Here is a 16,775-nt window from a genome sequence, read left to right on the forward strand (position 1 = left end):
CAGAGGCATTCAGAGGCATCCGAAATTGATTCGATCTTGCTTGTGGATAACCCCAACCGCAGGGTTTTCCCCAGGTCCGCTCAGGAGAGCGGACCTGGGGAAAACCTGAGTGCGCTACGCGGACCGTGAGGAAGAAGGCTGTGGTCCGGCTGGTTGGTTCGACTCGTTCCACTCGCTCACCAACCACCCTTTCCACAACCCTCTTCCTCACGGTCGAAGCTCTTGCATTCACAATGTCACAAGGTAATCTGGGTGCATGATGACCATCCACAAGCTCTCCGCCGGGGATGGCTATCTCTACTACACGCGCGAGATTGCGACCGGTGATGAACGCCGTTCAGGTAAGCGCGAGCTGGGCGACTATTACACCGCCGAAGGGAATCCCCCAGGAATCTGGATCGGCTCGGGAATCCACGCTCTCGGCGTCAGCGGTACCGTCACGGAAGATCAAATGCGCGCACTGTACGGGGAAGGACTGCACCCCGACGCGGACCGCATCCTCAAGGATGCCTCCGGCAAGGGGCTGTCCGCCGCTGCCGCCATGCGCACGGCACGGCTCGGCCGTCGCTACTACCGCTACGAGCAGACCGAAGGCCCCCTGGCGGCCAGGATCCAGGACGCGCTCCAGGAGTTCGCGGCACACGCGGGACGCGACGCAACGGTCGGCGATCGCAGGCGAATACGGGGCAGGGTCGGGGCCATCGCCTTCCGTGAAGATTTCGGCCGCTCCCCCAAGGACGCGGAGGAACTCAGCCGCTACATCAACGCGAACACAGCCTCCCGTCGGCAGGCGGTCGCCGGGTACGACCTGGTCTTCCGCAACAAGTACGCCTCGGTGCTCTGGGCCCTGAGCGACAAGGCGACCAGCCAGAGTGTCGAAGCTGCGCACGAGCAGGCGATCGCCGACACCCTCGCGTGGATCGAACAGCACGCTCTCGCCACGCGTACCGGCATCAACGGAATCGCCCAGGAGGACGTTGGCGGTCTCGTCGCCGCCCGGTACCGCCACTACGACAGCCGGCGCGGAGACCCGCTTCTCCACGACCACGTCGTTGTCGCCAACAAGGTCCGCGGGCTCGACGGACGGTGGAGAAGCATCGACGGAAAGCTTCTGTACGCGATGGGAGTCGCCGCCAGCGAGCTGTACAACCAGCGCGTGATCGAAGAGCTGTGCCGACGCCTCGGAGTCCAGGCCGACGAACGCGAGGTCACCCCCGGCAAGCGGCCGGTCATGGCGATCAGCGGACTCGACGACGACCTGATCGAGGCCTTCTCCAAGCGCGCTCAGGACATCCGCAAGGAACTGGACCATCTCCTTCAGGAATACCACCGCCGGTACGGCAAGGAGCCAGACCTCGCCGCGAGGATGGCGCTCATCCAGCAGGCCTCACTGCGAACCCGCCCGCACAAGAAGCAGGCACGCGCGTTGTCCGATCTCCGGGCGGCCTGGCGTACGGAGGCGATAGCGCTGTTCGGAGCAGGCCGGATCAACGGACTGCTGGAGTCAGCCCAACGAGCCGCCGACTCAGCCGCCGGTAAGGGTCCCGGCGCCGGGGTGCACCTGGAGCGGGCCGCACAGGACGTCCTTGCGGTGGTGTCGGGCGAGCGCGCAGTCTGGGGTTGGCGGCATGTTATGGCGGAGTCCCGGCGCTACGTCGTCCGCACCACGAAGGGCCGGGGAGATACACATGGTCTCGCCGAGCAGATCACCGAACACGTGCTCCGGCGATGCAGCGTGGACATTACGCCACCAGACCTCAACCCGTCCTTCGCACCGCTGCAACGGGCCGATGGCAGCAGCATCTACCGACGCAGGGAGTCCCGGCTGTACACCTCCAGCGAGGTGCTGTCCGCAGAGTCTCGGATCCTCAATGCCGCACGCTGCTTGGTCATCCCTCCCCTCGGATATGACCGCTTCGCCGATGCCGCCGAACGCTTCACTGGTCCCGCACTGGATGCGGGCCAACTCCGCCTCGCCCAGGCCTTCGTGTGCTCGGACAAACTCGTCGTCGTCGGTATCGGCCCGGCAGGCTCCGGAAAGACCACCGCGCTGCGCCTTGTCCGTGACGCCGTTGCCTCGGGGGGCGGTCGACTCATACCGCTGGCCCCCTCCAGCCGGGCGGCAAAGGTCATGGAGGGCGACCTCGATACCACCGCCCACACCCTCCATGCGTGGCTCGGCCAGCGTGACCGGCTTGCCGAAGGCCGGCGGGTGAAGGAGGAGTTCGTGCTCCGCCGGGGAGACGTGATCGTCGTTGATGAAGCGGGCATGGCGGGAACCAGGAACCTTTCCCGGATCGTCGCCGAGGCAGAGGCAGCTGGGGCCGTCGTCCGGCTGCTCGGCGATCCCTCCCAACTGGGTGCTGTCGAAGCCGGCGGTGCACTCCGTCTGGTCGCGCAGGACGTCGGGGCCGTCGAGCTGGAGACACTGCACCGGTTCGACACGGAAGGAGAAGCGGACGCTTCCCTGAGGCTGCGCGACGGTGACCCTGCCAACGCCTGGAGGTGGTACCTCAGCGAGGGCAGGATCACGGGCGGCGGGCAGGAGATGATGCTGGACTCCGTGTTCGGCGCCTGGCAGACCGACACCGAGTCCGGGCTCACATCCTTAATGATGGCGGACGACAGCGACAGCGTCCGCGAGCTCAACGTCCGCGCCCAGGCCTTCCAACTCGCCTCCGGCCGACTGGAATTGTCCCGCTCCATCGCCTTGCGCGACGACCTGCACGCGGCCGTCGGAGACTTGATCGTCACCCGGAAGAACCAGCGCCGTCTTCCCGTGCTGGCGGGCCGCGACTACGTCAAGAACGGAGATCAGTGGCGGGTCGAACGGCTCGACGCCCACGGCAACGCCACGGTCCGACACACCGGGCACGGTGGACGAGTTGTCCTTCCCCTGAGCTACCTGCGTCGCCACGCCGAACTCGGTTACGCCTGCACGACCCACCGCGCACAGGGTCTGACCGTGGAAACTGCCCACGGCCTGATCACCGTACGCACGAGCCGCGAGGCCGCCTACGTGATGGCCACCCGCGGTCGGCGTTCGAACCGTCTGCACGTGGTCTCCGACGAGGGCATGAGCATGCGCGATGTGCTGGACACCATCGTGTCCCGCAACCAGACCGCGTTCTCGGCCCATGAAACGATCCGGGCTGAGCAGGATCGGGCCTACAGCATCGGCCAGCTCGCCACCGAGTACACCGATGTCCACGCCCGCTCCGTCAGCCTGCGTTTACAGAACCTCGCCCGGCGAGTCCTTGGCCCAATCGCCGAGGAGTTCATCGCCGCCGACGCCTGGTCGGCTGTCGAACGCTCATTGCGCACCGCCGAGGCCGAAGGCTGGGATGCGGCTCGTCTACTCGCCGATGTCCACGCCATACGGGACTTCCTCGATGCCGAGGACCCGGCAGCCGTCCTGTCTTGGCGCATCGACTCGCGCGTCGAAGACGGCCGTCGGGGCGCCGAACGAGCCGCCGAGCGGGAGTCGCTTCCTGGCCACAGTCGTCCTTTCAAAGAGCTGGACAACGACCAGCTAGCCCGGCTGCTGGACCAAGCGGAGCGTCACCGGCGGGCTGCGGTCGAGGAGCTCCACCGTGCGGACGCGGCCGTCTCCTCACAGCCCCGCACCGTGATCGTGGACGGCCTTCCTCACCCGGCCTGGCCCCGCCGCTCCTACGGCCACCTCACCCGCGCTCAGCTCGCCGCGGCCATCGCCGATGCCAGGCTCCGGCTGCGACGCGCCGAACACGAAGGCGAACACGAAGCCGAGCGGTTGGCGGCAGCCGAACACGTTGTCCTGCGTCGCGAGCAGCGGCTCCGCCGCGCGATGCGCCCGGTCGACCGGATGCGTGAGGATTGGCAACGAGAACCGAAAACCGGCTCCAGCCGCACCGCCCGACAGCACGTCGAGGTCACCCGCGCCGAGCTGACCGGCAACCTCCACCGGCAGGACACCGCCCGCGAACGGCTACGCCGTGCCCAGGTCATCGCCGACCGAGTACACGCAGAACGACGCCTCCGCGACCAACTCCCACACGGTTCCGCCCCGGTCCCGGACAACACCGCACCGCTGCCGGATTGGCTCGCGCCCTCGGCCGCCGTACGAGACATCGACACCCCAGCGGCCTGGCGCAAGCATCTCGTCGAGCGCCGGATTGTGCTCACCGAACGCCTAAAGCAGACCGGAACAGTGCTGGCCGTCACCCCGCCAGCATGGGCCCGCGTCCTTGGCCCCGTCCCTCCCCACGGCAGCGAACTTCGCACGCTGTGGGAGCGCACCGCCGCCCTCGCCGACGCGTGGCGTACCCGGCATTCCGTGGATGTCGACGTCGAGGGGCTGGGCCCACAGCCCGATGAGCCACGTGACGCACACGCTTGGTTGATCTTCCAGGAACGCATCGCGGAAGTCGGCCGACGCACACGTGCTTGGGCCTCCGCGATCGCCCGGCCCGACGATCCCATCAGCGGCACACGAATCGCCTCCCGCACTGCGGAGAACCTCCAGTACCGGCTTCTGGAGGGTGAGTTCGCTGATGCTCAGGACAGAGAAGCGGTCTCTGCGGCCGCTGCATCGTTCGCCGAGATCGCTCTCCGGCTGGTGCTCAATGGGGAGCAACCGCCTGAGGAATGGGTACAGCACGTCCCTCCCCCCGACGAGGAGAGCGAGGCACAGCAGGAGCAGTGGGTGGACCTCGTGGCCGCGCTGACCACATACCGAATGCTGCATCAAACCGACACCGACGACCCCTTGGGTGAACTCCCCGAGGAAGCAGAACTTCGGCAGCAGTGGACCGACCTCCAGCACGCATTGGCCCTGTTCCAGCGGTCACGTGTCCAACAGTGGCTGGAGGAAATCAATACCCGTCGCGACGCAGAACGAGCGCGTCGTGGCCTCACGCCGACCGGTTCTCACCCGCCCGGAGAAAGTTCTGGGCCAAGTCGACGTGCTCAGCAGACAGCTGAAGACGAGCACCAGCGCCGACGTGATCAAGGTCCAACGGCCGGCCCCCGCAGGGGACCACGCGGCTGACACGAAGGAGTAGCCAGATGGAGAACAACCAGCCCGATGGCCTGAGCGAGGAACAGCAGGGCAAGCTAGCTGAATGGCTTGCTGATCGTGATGCCCGCATGGCCGCCCGCAGCCGCGCTCAGCCTGCCGAGGAAACCCTCAACGACCGGCTGCGGACCATGGACGAAACCTTCCAGAACAAATCGACCGAGAACGACCCCAGGGATGCACAGATACACGAGCTGTCACGCACCGTGCTCATCTACGAGGAGGTGATCCGGCAACTGCTCGGCGACTAATAACTCCGTAGCGCTTCCCCGGCCTCACCCCAAGGGCTCAATGCACAGCGCCGCCACGTCCCAGTACCACGATGCGCGCTGTTACCTGAGTGAGGCCAACCCAATCACAGAGGAGAGACGCCCTGTCCCTACTCATTCCGACGCCCGCCGAATCCTCCCCGCGACCGAGCAGGGCCCCCCTTCTCCACTCTGGGATCGCACTCATACTTCGCGTGGGCCTCCGCGCCGGCGGCACCATCGCTCGCTCCGCTCGGGACCACGCCCAGGGGATACACTCCGGCCACGGCTCTGCCGTGGCGACGATGTGGCAAGGCCAGGGAGCACGCAGTGGAGGAGTCCCGTGTCAGCTGACTGGCGCGGCGGGCCGTTGCCTCATCTGATGCCTGGCCACTTCGAATGCGGCAACGCTGCCCTTTCCTCCGCTAGGCAGTGGGCGAGGCTCGCTCCCGCTATGCTGATGGCCTGCCTCATCGAGGACAGCACCGACTCCGACAGGGCCCGCTGACCGAGGCCGCCGTCGCGGACGATTGCTTCCAGCTCACGGCATGATCGCCCGCTGGCCGATAGGACGGGGTGGCGCAGGATCTCGCGCGCGGTGTACGCGTCGCCTGCCTGCGTGGTGTCGCAGACGATCGCGTTGTGAAGGGGTTGTGCCTGGGCTTGGCAGTCTTCCGATGCCAGTTCGATCGCCGCCAGGGCCAACCTCACTCGGAACATGCGTAGGTGCGGCGGGGTCGGCTCCAAGGCGTCCCGCACGGCGCGAGTCATAGCGCTGAACCCGTCTACCGTGGCGCAGCCCGCAACGTGGTCAGCGTAGTGGTGGAGGATCTGTGCGACGGCTCTCTCCCACGGTTCGGTGATCGTGGCCTTGTCGATCAGGGAGTTGGCTGTGTCCGGGTCGTCGGTGTGCAGGCTTGCCATGACGTGCGCTTGTCTGCTGTCGTGCAGCCGCTCGGGGGCCTTGTCGTAGGTGGTCGCGTGCTCTGCCGCTTGGGGCCATTGGCCGGTGGCGGCAAGGAGCCGGGTGCCGTCCTCCAGCAGGAGGGTGTGTAGCCAGGGCTGGATGTGGTCCAGGGTTGCCCTGGTAGTGAAGCCTGTGAAGTCGATGGGATGGCCGTGGACGGTCACGGTGCCGCCGTCGTGTACGGCGCGGTGCACGCCCATCAGCTGCTGATAGGCAGCACGCGTGTCTCCCGCTCGGGCGGTCAGGCGTACGAGGTTGACGATCGGCTGGAGACAGGCGATAGCGATGTCCCCGGTGACGGGCCATGCTGCCTGGAAGAGGCGGAGCTGACGCAGGCACAAGTCTGTCGCCAGGTCGGTCAAACCGCAGTCAGAGGCGATCAGTGCAGACAGGTTCCAGGTGGCGCACGAGAGATTGATCCGGTCGAGGAGTAGCCCGTCCTGCGCTGACTTCTCCGCACAGGTGTGTACCTCTTCGACCCGGGCGGCGAGGCTGGGGTAGACAAGATGGGGCCGGCTGACCAGCGGGAACCGCCGGACGAGCCGGTAAAGCTGTGCCTGCGGGTGTGGCGCAGTCACGGCATCGGCCTTTCCGTGGAGTCGATGGGGTTCAGGATCGCGGTACGTGCCGCGTGAGCGAGGACGCTCTGGGCGTGGGCGTGCAGGCCGATCCGGTTCCAGTGGAAGATCACGTGGTAGGAGATGACTTCGCGCAGTCCGCGGTCGAGGGTTCCGTCCCGGGCTGCTGTGCCGAGCTCTCTTCCCGCGTGCCGGAAAGCGCTGACCCAGTCGGCGGCGGGCTTGAGCGTGCGGTCCGACTGGAGCATGGGGCCGGTGGGGCTGGTGTCGGCGAGGAGCAGTTTCCGCAGGCTCCCGGCCATGGCGTGGGCTTTGGCCTCCGGTACGTCCGGGGGAAGGGGACGTTCCTGGGTGACGCGGTGCCAGACGTCGCCCTGTTCGTACCACTCCAGTCCGGCGGCGCGCATCAGGGTGGCGCACAGCAGCAGCGACAACTCCCGGCGGCCCAGTTCGCCATGGGTTGTGGTGAGGATGGCGCGGCTGTCGGCGTGGAACAGTGTGTGGGCGATGGTCATGCTGGTGTCGCCGCCGAACGCAGCGGCTTCGGGTTCGTAGATGCCAGGCCACCAGCGGTGGACCCGTCCGCCAGCGGTGAGTTCGTCCAGCGTGTCGGTCAGTGTCGGGGGGAGCTGTGTGCCATGGGCTGGGAGCAGGCGCATCCGCCAGCATGGGTGCTTCCGTATGAACCACCAGCCCGTGATCAGTTTGTTCTGTTGGGCCAGGTCCAGGACGGGGGCGAGGTGGTTGGCGACTGTCTGCTCGGCCCTGTCCCAGTCGGTGAACTGGACGTACAGCTGACGCCACTCCGGGGGTCCGGTCTGCTGGGCGAGTGCCTGCTGCCCGGCCTGCTGGTAGACGGCGACGGCAGCGTTCAGTTCGGTGAGTTCGAGTCCGGCGTGGGCAGCGGCGGTGTCCGTGCTGGCACCGGCCAGGACCTCCAGCACGGCGTGCAGGGTGGCTTCCAGGCGGGTGGGTTGGTTCAGTCGATCAGTAGACATGCGTCCCATCCCGAGGTCGGCGCAGCGTCGTGGGCTGCGGTGGTCAGGGCGAGGGCGGTGCCCGCGTCACCTTGCAGGAGGCCAGGATCGGGGCCCGGGTGGGCGTGCCGGGTCAGGGCGGCGGCCAAGCTGGGCAGAGCAGCGCGCAAGGCCGGGATGGTGGCGTCGTGGGCCGCGCGCCAGGCGGTCTGGTAGATGCCCGCCCAACCGTGGCAAAGGCCCGCGTCGGCGATGGTGGACAGCTGGCCGGGGTTGGTCAGGCAGCGGGCCATGGCGTCCTCGTACAAGTGCTGGCGTGCCGGGTCGCGGCGGGCGAGGGCGGCGAGTTGTCCGGCGCGGGCGATGCCGGGGGTGCCGTAGCACCAGCTGGGCCGGGCCGGGCCGCTCTGGGAGGGAAGGCCAGCGCGGAGTTCGCCGAGGTGGAGGTGTTCGGGCCACCAGGGTCCGGCGGGCCCGTCCTGTCGCCATGCATCTAGCCAGTGGAGGATGGTGTCGATGGCGTCTTCGTGACCGTCGACGGTTACGCCTTTGCGGAGGGCGCGGGCCAGGAGTAGCAGTGGGCCGGTGATGCCGTGGGCTGTACCGAAGTTGGCGTGCCCGGTGGGGATGGCGGACGGGGTGAGGTCGGGCTGGTGGCCGACCCACCAGCCGGGCAGTACGCCTTGGTCGTCATGCCGGATGGGTTGGGTCAGTCGCACAAGGTAGGCCAGGACGCGGGTCATCGCGGAGCCAGACGGGGACCGGCGCAGCAGGTACGCGCCGATACCTGTCAGCCCGTAGAAGATGTCGTACTCGTGGAAGTTGGTTGGCCGTCCGCTGCGCATGCGAGCCTGGGCCGCGTCGGCTCTCCGGTGGGCGAGTTCGGTGACGTGCCGGTCCACGGCTGACAGCGCGTCCTGGTACCTGGGCGCGTCGGGGGTGACGGCGCAGTCGAGCATGAATGCTACGGCGGGCGCCCCCAGGTACAGACCGCTGGTGTCGGCGGCGCTGATGTCGGTGGCGACTGCGGTCTTGATCCAGGCGTGTGCTTGCTGCCAGTTGCCGTGACCGGCGCGGGCGCGCTCGATGTGGAGGAGCGCGGTTCCGGTGGCACCTGCGGCCAGGGTCTGCGCTGCCCAGGGCTGGTCTTCGGGCGGCGGGGCAGGGACGGCCAGGTGCCGGGCGAAGGCGTTTGCCAGCAGGGCCGGGCTGGTTGTGGGGGTCATGGCTGGCGCTCCCGGTGTCGGAGGGCGCAGGCTCGGGCGATCCGGCCGGTGACGCGTTCGTGGTCGGGGTCGACGGGCAGCGCCCGGATGTAGTGCTGGTGGAGTAGCGACCGGAGCACGCTCTCGGGGGCGCGCTGGGTGGCCAATTGCTCCCGGTAGGCGGTCAGGGCGGCAGCGCGGTTCTGCCAAGCGGCGGCGACATCGGTGCCGCCGGGTAGGGCCAGGAGGGCAGTGTGCTCGGGATCGGCCAGTGCGAGGGCCAGCGCGGTTCGGTCGCGGGAGAGGGGGCCGTGTTCCTGGGGCAGGGTGCGGATCAGCCAGTCGGCAGCCTGGTCCGCATCGCCGATGAACTGCACAGTCAGGCCGAACATGCTCGCGGCGGTCAGGGCCTGCCCGGTGGCGGCGTCATCCGCGGCGGCACGGATCTGCGCCACGCTGGCGGCCGAGTCCGCGGCGAACATCAGGTGCGCGGCGTCCAGGGCGGGGCCGTGCCCGTAGCGGCCGGTCTGCGGGCGGTAGGTGGCCAGTTCCAGGCGTGAGGCCAGGCGCTGGTCGTGCAGGGCGTCGGCCCAGTCGTGGAGGATGGCGGAGACCGCGCCGTAGTCGTCCGGAGTCGGCAGGTGCAGATACAGCGCCAGGTGCTGGTCGGAGTCGGGCCGTGTGGTGTCGCGGTGACGGCGGAACCACCACCGTGGCGGGTCGGTGAACGTGGTGAGCAAGGCGGACAGGTGTTCGGTCAGGATCTCGCCGAAGCGCTGTGGGTGTGCGTGGAGTCGAGCGTGCAGGATCGACGACCGCCCCGGCATCAGAGCCCTGGTGGTTGCGGCCGGTGCCGTGAATACGGGTGGGCTGGAGAGGAGGAGCGCGGTGTTCGTCAGCTTCAGGGGGATCAGCAGTTCGTGCGGGCGGCCGATCCAGGCGCGGTCCTCCGGGCCGGGGGTTTCGCGGAGCTCGATACGGCGGGTGCTGTCCAGGTGGGCCCGGAGCGCCGTGCGGTGCAACCGCTGAGACAGGTCGATGGGCAGCTGCTGGTCGTACTCGACCAGTGCTACACGCTCGGGCACGCGGAACTTCTCCCGCCAGCGGTGCAGGGCGGTCTCCCAAGCGGGCATCGGGACACTGCGTCCGGGCAGGTCTTCGGCAGCCAGCAGCCACCGCGCGGGGGTGAGGAGGGTCCGTTTGTACCGCACGCGCGGCAAGTACGGCAGGCGTGCCGCAGCGCCGAAGTTGAACGCCTTGTAGACGGCGCAGCGGCTGGTGGTGATCTCCGCCAGGAACCGGGCGAGGGGTGGTGTGTGGACCGAGGCTTCCAGGGCGTTCGGGACGCGGGGCTCGATGCGCCGGCCTGTGGACATCTGCACGAGGTAGAACTGCCGGGCGTCTGCGGTGACTGCCAGGTCGGTCAGCGGGATGACGCCCGGACCGGGCGTAGCGTGCTCACTCAGCGGGATGACATGCGGCAGCAGCTGCATGGTGCGGGTGACGTTCTCGTTGCGGCGGCGGCGTGGAGGGAACGACAGCTGCGCGGGGATTGCTCCGGGGCTGGCAGTCGCGTAGCTGGACGCAAGGGCGGACTGTGCCTCGGGCGGAAGCAGATGGACGAAGCGCCCGAGCATGCTGCTGCCCGGACGGGGCGCCCCGGTGATCAGCAACCGGTATTCGGATTGCTGGATGGCGTCCAGCGATGCGGCGTGGATCTCCACCGCGACCTCCGCCCGCGGAACCGGGAGGAAGAGTTCGGTGTCGCCGGCCGCGAGTTCGGAGACCGTCGCTTTGGTGAGGACGATCTCGGGGCTGTCGTCGAACATGGCCTGCTGTAGCAGGGTGAGGATGGTCTCGTCCCGCTCGACCAGTTGGCGTGGGGCGCGGGTGCGATCCGCGCCGAGGTAGTCGGCGGGGAGTCCGAGACCGCTGTCGGCTACCAGGTCCAGGACGGGCACCGTCGCTCCGGCCCCGTATCGGGCACGGAACCGTTGGTGGTAGTCCTGCCACTGCGGATAGCCGTACGGGTGCGGCGTCAGCCGGTACATGACGGTGGCGGCTTCGGCCGCTTCACGCAGCAGGTGCTCGGGGATCTGGACGTCGCAATCCAGGATGGTGTCCACCAGCAGCGGCACGCGGGCGGCGGCGCTCACGTGCTGCATGCTCTGCGTCAACCAGGCGCCGGGCGTCCACGGGGCGGCGGTGTCCGGGTGGTTTACGCCGTCACGGATCGACGCGAGCTGGGACGCCAGGTCTGCGATGTCGGAGATGCTGGCGGCGTCAGCTTTCTCCAGTTGATCGCACACGTGAGTGAGTGTGTCGGTGCACGTCATCGGCGGCCAAAGGCTGCTGATCAGGACGTGCTTGGACAGAAGGTCGTGGAGAAGGTTGGAGAGCTGGTCCGGGCGGGCGGCCGGGAACAGCTCAGCTAAGCCGCGCAGCAGGGAGCCGTACGGTACGGGCGTTGCGGCCGCGGTGAGGGCGGCGGCCACAGGACGGGTGCGGCGGATGGACAGCTCGACCGGGGCCAGGAGCTTGGCGTGCGCGTCGGACGGCAGACCGGGCACCACGTGCCGGTTCCCGCGCTGTTGGCCCGTGTTGTTGGCAACGACGTCCAGTCGGGCAAGCAGCCCGGGAGACCGTTCCAGGCGGGTGATGACGTCGGTGAGCCAGTCGGCGTCTGCGCGGAGCACGGTCCGCTGCTTGTCTCTCCACGCCACATGCGTGGCCTGGCCGACCTGTGCGGGGACGACCCCGGCGAACACGCCGAATGGTGTGGGCCGGTGGCTCCAGCGCAACAGGTACGAGGCCAGCGACAGGACGGCTCGGCGTACACGCCGGGCGTCGGCGTGTTTGCCGTCCAGAATTGCGGTGACCTGCTGAAACAGGATGGGGCTGGCGGCAGCTAGCGCGTCGGGCACCTGGTCGCGCCACATCGTGGCCAGCCATGCCCGGCCCTGTGTGGCCGTGTCGTCGCCGTACAGGTCCAGGTCGGGCAGGGGTATTGCATCGGCAGCAGTGGACGCGCGTAGCAGTACGCCGTGCTGCCACTCGTAGCCGATGGGTGATCGGTATGCCACAGGTTCTCCTGCTCGTATGGGACGCGCATACGGGTGCCGCCAGGACGACAGCCGAATTTGGCTGTCGCCCTGGCGGCGGGAGGGCCCGTCAGGAAGGATCCTCGATGAAGGAGTTGCAAGCGCTGGCGCCGTTGACGCAGGTGTTGCCGCAGCCGTCGCTCGTGGAGCACATGAGCTTGTGGCTCGCGTGCTCGGCGATGACGACACGCACGTCCAGCTCGAAGTCGTCGTCGAGCAGTTCCGCAACCAGCGGCTCGGCCAGCACGGGCGACCTGTCGACCACCATGGCAGTGGTCATGCGATCACTCTCCCTTTCTCGATGGGTTGGTGCATGACGTCCTGGCCCGGCACCGTGTACTAGGCGGCCGACCAGGTGACTGAGATCCGGCTGTGCTTCTTATCGATGACCCGATCGCCGGGAATCTGGTCATCAGGGGTGTCGGCCGGGTAGATGGCGATGCGCGGGCCGGGGCCCCCACGGTGCTCCTTGCCCCAGGTGCGGATGCAGTCGGCAATCTCGTCGGCAAACGACGCGCCGTCGGGGCCGAAGGCGTGGACGCCGTACTCGACGTTCTTCTCGTCCGGGGTCCGGCGCACCAGTACGTAGGCGAAGTTCGGGCCATGGACCGCGGCCAGGGAAAAGCCCCGGTTGCTGGGTTCGACCACGGTGGTGTTCGAGTCGGGGTCGACGGACATGATGCAGAATCCGGGCGCCATGGTCGCCAGGTACATCTGAAGCGTGCCGATGTTCTCGGTGCGGCCGACGGTCACCCCGGTCCATGTCTCAGCGCGCGCGGTGCGCAGCACGCCGTCCAGCGGGGAGGGGTCCACGGTGGGCCCGTCGTCAAACCGAAGACTGACCCCATCACCCAAGGACAGCAGCTGCTCGTCGTGGGCGTCCTCGCCCTGCATGGGGACGAAGCCGCACACGTGCGCGCTGGAGCTGACCAGGTGGTCGCCCTGGCGGACGAAGCCGTACGCGCGCGTGAGGGTCCGGATGCGCAGCGGGACGACGAGCCGGCCGCCCTCGGACAGCTGATCGCGCCAGGCGGGGGCGATGTCCCATGCCCCGATAGTTACCACGATGGCGTCGTACGGAGCGTGCTCGGGAACGCCGCCTGATGCGTCACCGGTCAGGACACGCACGTGGGAATAGCCGGTCTCGGCAAGGAAGCGCGTGGCACGGGCGACGGCATCGGCGTCGATGTCGACCGTTGTGACCTGCCCCGTGTCCCCCACCAGCTCGGCGATGTAGGCGGCGTTGGGCCCGTTCGTGCCGTACTCCACGACGTTGTCGCCGGGGCGGATGTCGGCTTGTTCCAGCTGCATCGCCTGGACCTGCGGGGCGGACACGGAACTCATGTGGGTGCCGTTCTCGCTGCGCTTGGTGATGACCGGGTCGTAGGTGCTGTACGCCTCATCCAGAGAGGCTTCCGGCACAGCCAGATGCCGGGGCACCCTACGCATGGCCGCGTCGACACGAGGTGAGGCGACCGTGCCGTCTTCGGCGAGCTGGTCCACGACCTTGTTCCGCAGCTCAGTCGCGCGGTTCTCGTCGGGGAGTTCGGTCATGTGCTGGTCTCCTTGCGGTGCGTGTACGTGAACCCGTGATGATGTCGATGCCCCATTGGCCGCGCCATCCGGTTCCGGGGACAAGGGTGAGAATCAGTCTTCTGCTGTCGGTCGGTTCATCGTGCGATTGCTGTTGTCTCGTGGGGCAGGCGAGGCCGATAGGGGGCCAGGAAGCTGTTCGCTGGTTTCGCCCGCCCGAGTGATGCGTGTCCCCGGCCGCTCGACCTGTCCAGGGTGATTCGGCCGGGGACAGTGGCCCCGGCCAGGTGGTTGGTGGAACCGGGTACGGGGATGGAGGGCCGACCGCAGCTTCCCCACGAGCCGCGGCCGGGGCGCCCATGCGCCGCCTCCTCCGAGAGGCACGGCCGGGGACCTTCCCATACACGGGAGTGGTCCTCACGACCGGGAGGAAGCCCCAGTCCTGGGAGCGCCGCCGCACCGCTATCAGTGCAGCAGCGCAGGGAATTCCGTCAGGTGGCGGCTGCGTCCGCGTCAACGAGGGCGGCGTGCTCGTCGGCCATGATCGCGTTGAAGGTGCGATCGGTCCGGTCCATCGCTTCCTCCTCCCGGAAGGCCCCGAACGTCGTCCAGTACGTCCGGCCGACCTCGCGTTCCATCACCCACCGCGCCTGGATCCTTAAGGAGGCGGTGTCGAGCAGGCCCGCCCGGTACTTGACCGACAAGAAGCTGATCAGCCGGTTGCAGTGCAGAAGCTTGGAGTACTCTTCGGCGGGCGGCTCGCCGGGGGCCGTCCACATTGCCCTCAGCTCGGGATCGGAAGCCACCTCGGAGATCCACACCTGGTGCATCTCCTCGGCGTGCAGGGCGAGCCGCTGCCGGTTGTGCCTCTCGGATTGCACCAGCCGGGCAATGCCGACTGCTGCGGCCGCGAGAACGACGTATGAGGTCTTCATCCCACACCTTTCGTAGTGATCTGCTGTGGAAAGCCCGCCCCGCAGCCCATTCGGGTTTCCCTACGGAAGCGATATAGGAATTTGGCCAGCTGAGTGAGCTGCTGACGCTCGGTCAGGGTGGCTGCGAGAGGGCCATCTGTCGGTCGCCCCGGCCAGCCGGGGCTCGGCCGGGGCGACCTATCTATCGGCACCCACGGAGCATTAGAAGCTACCTTGCCTTTGGGGTGTCACACCGGTTCGTCTGTAATGGCGAACACCAGATGCACCGAATAGCCGGGTGATTCTGGGGTGCTCACCTCATGCTTCACCCCTTGCGGCAGGATCAGTAGATCTCCAGCCCTGGTGACTATCTCCTCGGGTGCACCAGTGGTTTCCGGCCAGACGAGCCAGCGTTTCGCGCCGCGCATTTGAGCGATCACGCCGAGCCATTCGTCATCGTGTGCGCCGAGATTTCGGTCTCCAGCATGTGACTCATAGGCGGTACAGACCACACAGCGACCTATCAACACGGTCAGTCGGTGCGTGACGAGGCTGAACCATCCGTCACTGCGGACATCCAGGCTCTCATAGACCCGAGTACGTTGCCGCTCCCGATAAGCACGGGCAACCGCCTCCTGATCCAATTTACGGTGGAAGTCCATGCCATCGACTAGCGCAACTGTTTGACCTGCCGCCTTCTGTTCCGCCAAAGGCAGAGGTACGCTCTCGATCCATGCAGCATCAAATATCTGCTGGACGTGTACGGGCTGGCTTGCCGTGAGCCTCGGCCACATTACCGCGCCAAGGCGGGCGAGAAAGCTGAATGCCACTTCGTGGTACGAATGAGTGTCCACCGACCCCATGCTCCTAAGTCGCGTACAGGTGTCCCCTGGATCCATTCAGCCTGAGCGACACCTTGCAATCCTTCCCAAAAGGTCCTGGGCCACGGGCGGTGAGCGATTCGTCAGCGGGATCGATGACCTGCGTTGCGTGAAGGACGTCGCTCGTACTGAGTTCGGTCAGGGCGCGAGGACGAATCTCGACCACGCGCTTCTCCTGATTCACGTCCTGGACCAAGACCTCGTCCTCGGAGATCTCCAGCTCCGACGGCACGAACATGAGCCGGAAAGACCCGCCGATCTCATGCTGTTTGAGCACCTCGACCAGGTGCCGCATCAGATTCGCCTGCTGCTCCACCAGCGGCTCGGAAGCGAGAACTGTCACTTCTTCTCCTTCTGTGAGTGCCTGATCTCTTAATGAACCCAGCGCGATAGTCGTGCTCCACCTATTCCGCGCCGGGAGTGCGATACCGCTCGAGGCACCGGGACCGGTGTCGACCGGTGCCCCGAGCGGGGTCTATTCGACGGACTGTGGTCCGACTCCCCGAACGCGGTCCTCCAGCCCCTTGACCAGACCGGTCGACTCCTGGACACGAAGGCGGTCAGAGATGCGGGCAGCAGCCTCTATCGCGGCCGTGATCACCTCGCGGCCGTATGAGACTTCGCGGCGTGTCCGCCGCAAGGGGCTGGAAAGCGACAGGACAGCGGACAGGTCCCCATCTCCGCCTCCCACCGCCACCGCCAGAACCAGGCACCCGTCGGCAACACCCTGCACCCAGCCGCGACACCGTGTCCCGGAGCACGCAGCGGCATCGCTCCACGCTGCGTGGCCCTGGCTGAGCCCCCGCCAGGCGAGGAAGACACCTGAGACGGGGTCTCCCCCCATCGCCACCGCCCTGGACCGATTGCCGTCACTGGCCGCCGACTTGAGTCGCTGGTCCTCGGCGATGCAGATCCGCTGATCGCCACGACGCTGCTCAAGGCGGACGGACCGTACGCCGGTTGCTGCCCGCAGTGTGCTGAGCTCCTGCCGCAGTTCAAGGTCAGCGATCGCCCGTTGCGCTGCCCTTGCCAGGCGGATCAGCCTCGGCCCGATAATGAACTGCCCCTGTTGGTCGGCTTCGACCAGGCCGAGCTCCTCCATGGCGAGAACGAGTCGATGCACCGTGGGACGCTTCAGGCCGGTTTCTGAAATCACCGTGCCCAGACACGCCGGCTCCTCTTCCAGCACAGCGAGAATCGCACAAGCCTTGTTGAGCACACCGACTCGGCTCTGCACCACACCCGGAACAGTAATCGTCACCATCTCCCCTCGACAGGCCAGCCATTCGAGTACGCGGAGCACCCTCAGCCTCAT

General features: G+C 67.5%; 12 protein-coding genes. 2 read left to right on the forward strand and 10 right to left on the reverse strand.

Annotated elements, in window-relative coordinates; translation table 11 throughout:
- Positions 1-256 precede the first annotated feature (256 nt).
- The gene (mobF, locus tag ACT2CW_RS17935; protein ID WP_445517290.1) at positions 257-5,029 is read left to right on the forward strand and encodes a MobF family relaxase; all 4,773 of its coding nucleotides are present in this window, start codon (positions 257-259) and stop codon (positions 5,027-5,029) included.
- Positions 5,030-5,046: 17 nt separating this feature from the next.
- Entirely contained in the window at positions 5,047-5,307 is a 261-nt protein-coding gene (locus ACT2CW_RS17940) for a hypothetical protein (RefSeq protein ID WP_445517291.1), read from the forward strand.
- A gap of 372 nt (positions 5,308-5,679) precedes the next feature.
- On the opposite strand, the gene ACT2CW_RS17945 is transcribed toward ACT2CW_RS17940, so the two are convergent.
- The 10 genes from ACT2CW_RS17945 to ACT2CW_RS17990 form a co-directional block, all read right to left on the reverse strand.
- A complete protein-coding gene (locus ACT2CW_RS17945) occupies positions 5,680-6,849 on the reverse strand; it encodes a hypothetical protein (protein ID WP_445517292.1) in 1,170 nt (389 codons plus the stop codon).
- The gene (locus tag ACT2CW_RS17950; RefSeq protein WP_445517293.1) at positions 6,846-7,847 is read right to left on the reverse strand and encodes a thiopeptide-type bacteriocin biosynthesis protein; all 1,002 of its coding nucleotides are present in this window, start codon (positions 7,845-7,847) and stop codon (positions 6,846-6,848) included. Before ACT2CW_RS17950 ends, ACT2CW_RS17945 begins: the two co-directional genes overlap by 4 nt.
- Positions 7,829-9,052: a lanthionine synthetase C family protein gene (locus tag ACT2CW_RS17955; protein WP_445517294.1), complete on the reverse strand. Its 1,224-nt coding sequence runs from the start codon at positions 9,050-9,052 to the stop codon at positions 7,829-7,831. The genes ACT2CW_RS17950 and ACT2CW_RS17955 overlap by 19 nt, the downstream gene beginning before the upstream one ends.
- Positions 9,049-12,114, reverse strand: a complete 3,066-nt coding sequence (locus ACT2CW_RS17960) for a lantibiotic dehydratase (RefSeq protein ID WP_445517295.1) — start codon at positions 12,112-12,114, stop codon at positions 9,049-9,051. The genes ACT2CW_RS17955 and ACT2CW_RS17960 overlap by 4 nt, the downstream gene beginning before the upstream one ends.
- Before the next feature lie 88 nt (positions 12,115-12,202).
- Positions 12,203-12,412: an FxLD family lanthipeptide gene (locus ACT2CW_RS17965; protein WP_445517296.1), complete on the reverse strand. Its 210-nt coding sequence runs from the start codon at positions 12,410-12,412 to the stop codon at positions 12,203-12,205.
- Positions 12,413-12,471: 59 nt separating this feature from the next.
- The gene (gene fxlM / locus ACT2CW_RS17970) at positions 12,472-13,686 is read right to left on the reverse strand and encodes a methyltransferase, FxLD system (RefSeq protein WP_445517297.1); all 1,215 of its coding nucleotides are present in this window, start codon (positions 13,684-13,686) and stop codon (positions 12,472-12,474) included.
- 470 nt (positions 13,687-14,156) lie between these two features.
- The gene (locus ACT2CW_RS17975) at positions 14,157-14,600 is read right to left on the reverse strand and encodes a DUF6082 family protein (RefSeq protein ID WP_385205976.1); all 444 of its coding nucleotides are present in this window, start codon (positions 14,598-14,600) and stop codon (positions 14,157-14,159) included.
- Positions 14,601-14,827: 227 nt separating this feature from the next.
- Positions 14,828-15,433 carry a JmjC domain-containing protein gene (locus ACT2CW_RS17980; protein ID WP_445517298.1) on the reverse strand — a complete coding sequence of 202 codons (606 nt, stop codon included), beginning with the start codon at positions 15,431-15,433 and terminating at the stop codon, positions 14,828-14,830.
- A 13-nt stretch (positions 15,434-15,446) separates the two neighbouring features.
- Positions 15,447-15,803, reverse strand: a complete 357-nt coding sequence (locus ACT2CW_RS17985; protein ID WP_445517299.1) for a hypothetical protein — start codon at positions 15,801-15,803, stop codon at positions 15,447-15,449.
- Positions 15,804-15,935: 132 nt separating this feature from the next.
- Positions 15,936-16,775: a helix-turn-helix domain-containing protein gene (locus tag ACT2CW_RS17990; protein WP_445517300.1), complete on the reverse strand. Its 840-nt coding sequence runs from the start codon at positions 16,773-16,775 to the stop codon at positions 15,936-15,938.

Source organism: Streptomyces sp. NEAU-174, assembly GCF_052665095.1.

Coding starts and splice junctions, on each gene's coding strand:
- mobF (WP_445517290.1), top strand. CDS start 257: ATGATGACCATCCACAAGCTCTCCGCCGGGGATGGCTATCTCTACTAC.
- ACT2CW_RS17940 (WP_445517291.1), top strand. CDS start 5,047: ATGGAGAACAACCAGCCCGATGGCCTGAGCGAGGAACAGCAGGGCAAG.
- ACT2CW_RS17950 (WP_445517293.1), bottom strand. CDS start 7,847: ATGTCTACTGATCGACTGAACCAACCCACCCGCCTGGAAGCCACCCTG.
- ACT2CW_RS17955 (WP_445517294.1), bottom strand. CDS start 9,052: ATGACCCCCACAACCAGCCCGGCCCTGCTGGCAAACGCCTTCGCCCGG.
- ACT2CW_RS17965 (WP_445517296.1), bottom strand. CDS start 12,412: ATGACCACTGCCATGGTGGTCGACAGGTCGCCCGTGCTGGCCGAGCCG.
- fxlM (WP_445517297.1), bottom strand. CDS start 13,686: ATGACCGAACTCCCCGACGAGAACCGCGCGACTGAGCTGCGGAACAAG.
- ACT2CW_RS17975 (WP_385205976.1), bottom strand. CDS start 14,600: ATGAAGACCTCATACGTCGTTCTCGCGGCCGCAGCAGTCGGCATTGCC.
- ACT2CW_RS17990 (WP_445517300.1), bottom strand. CDS start 16,775: ATGAGGCTGAGGGTGCTCCGCGTACTCGAATGGCTGGCCTGTCGAGGG.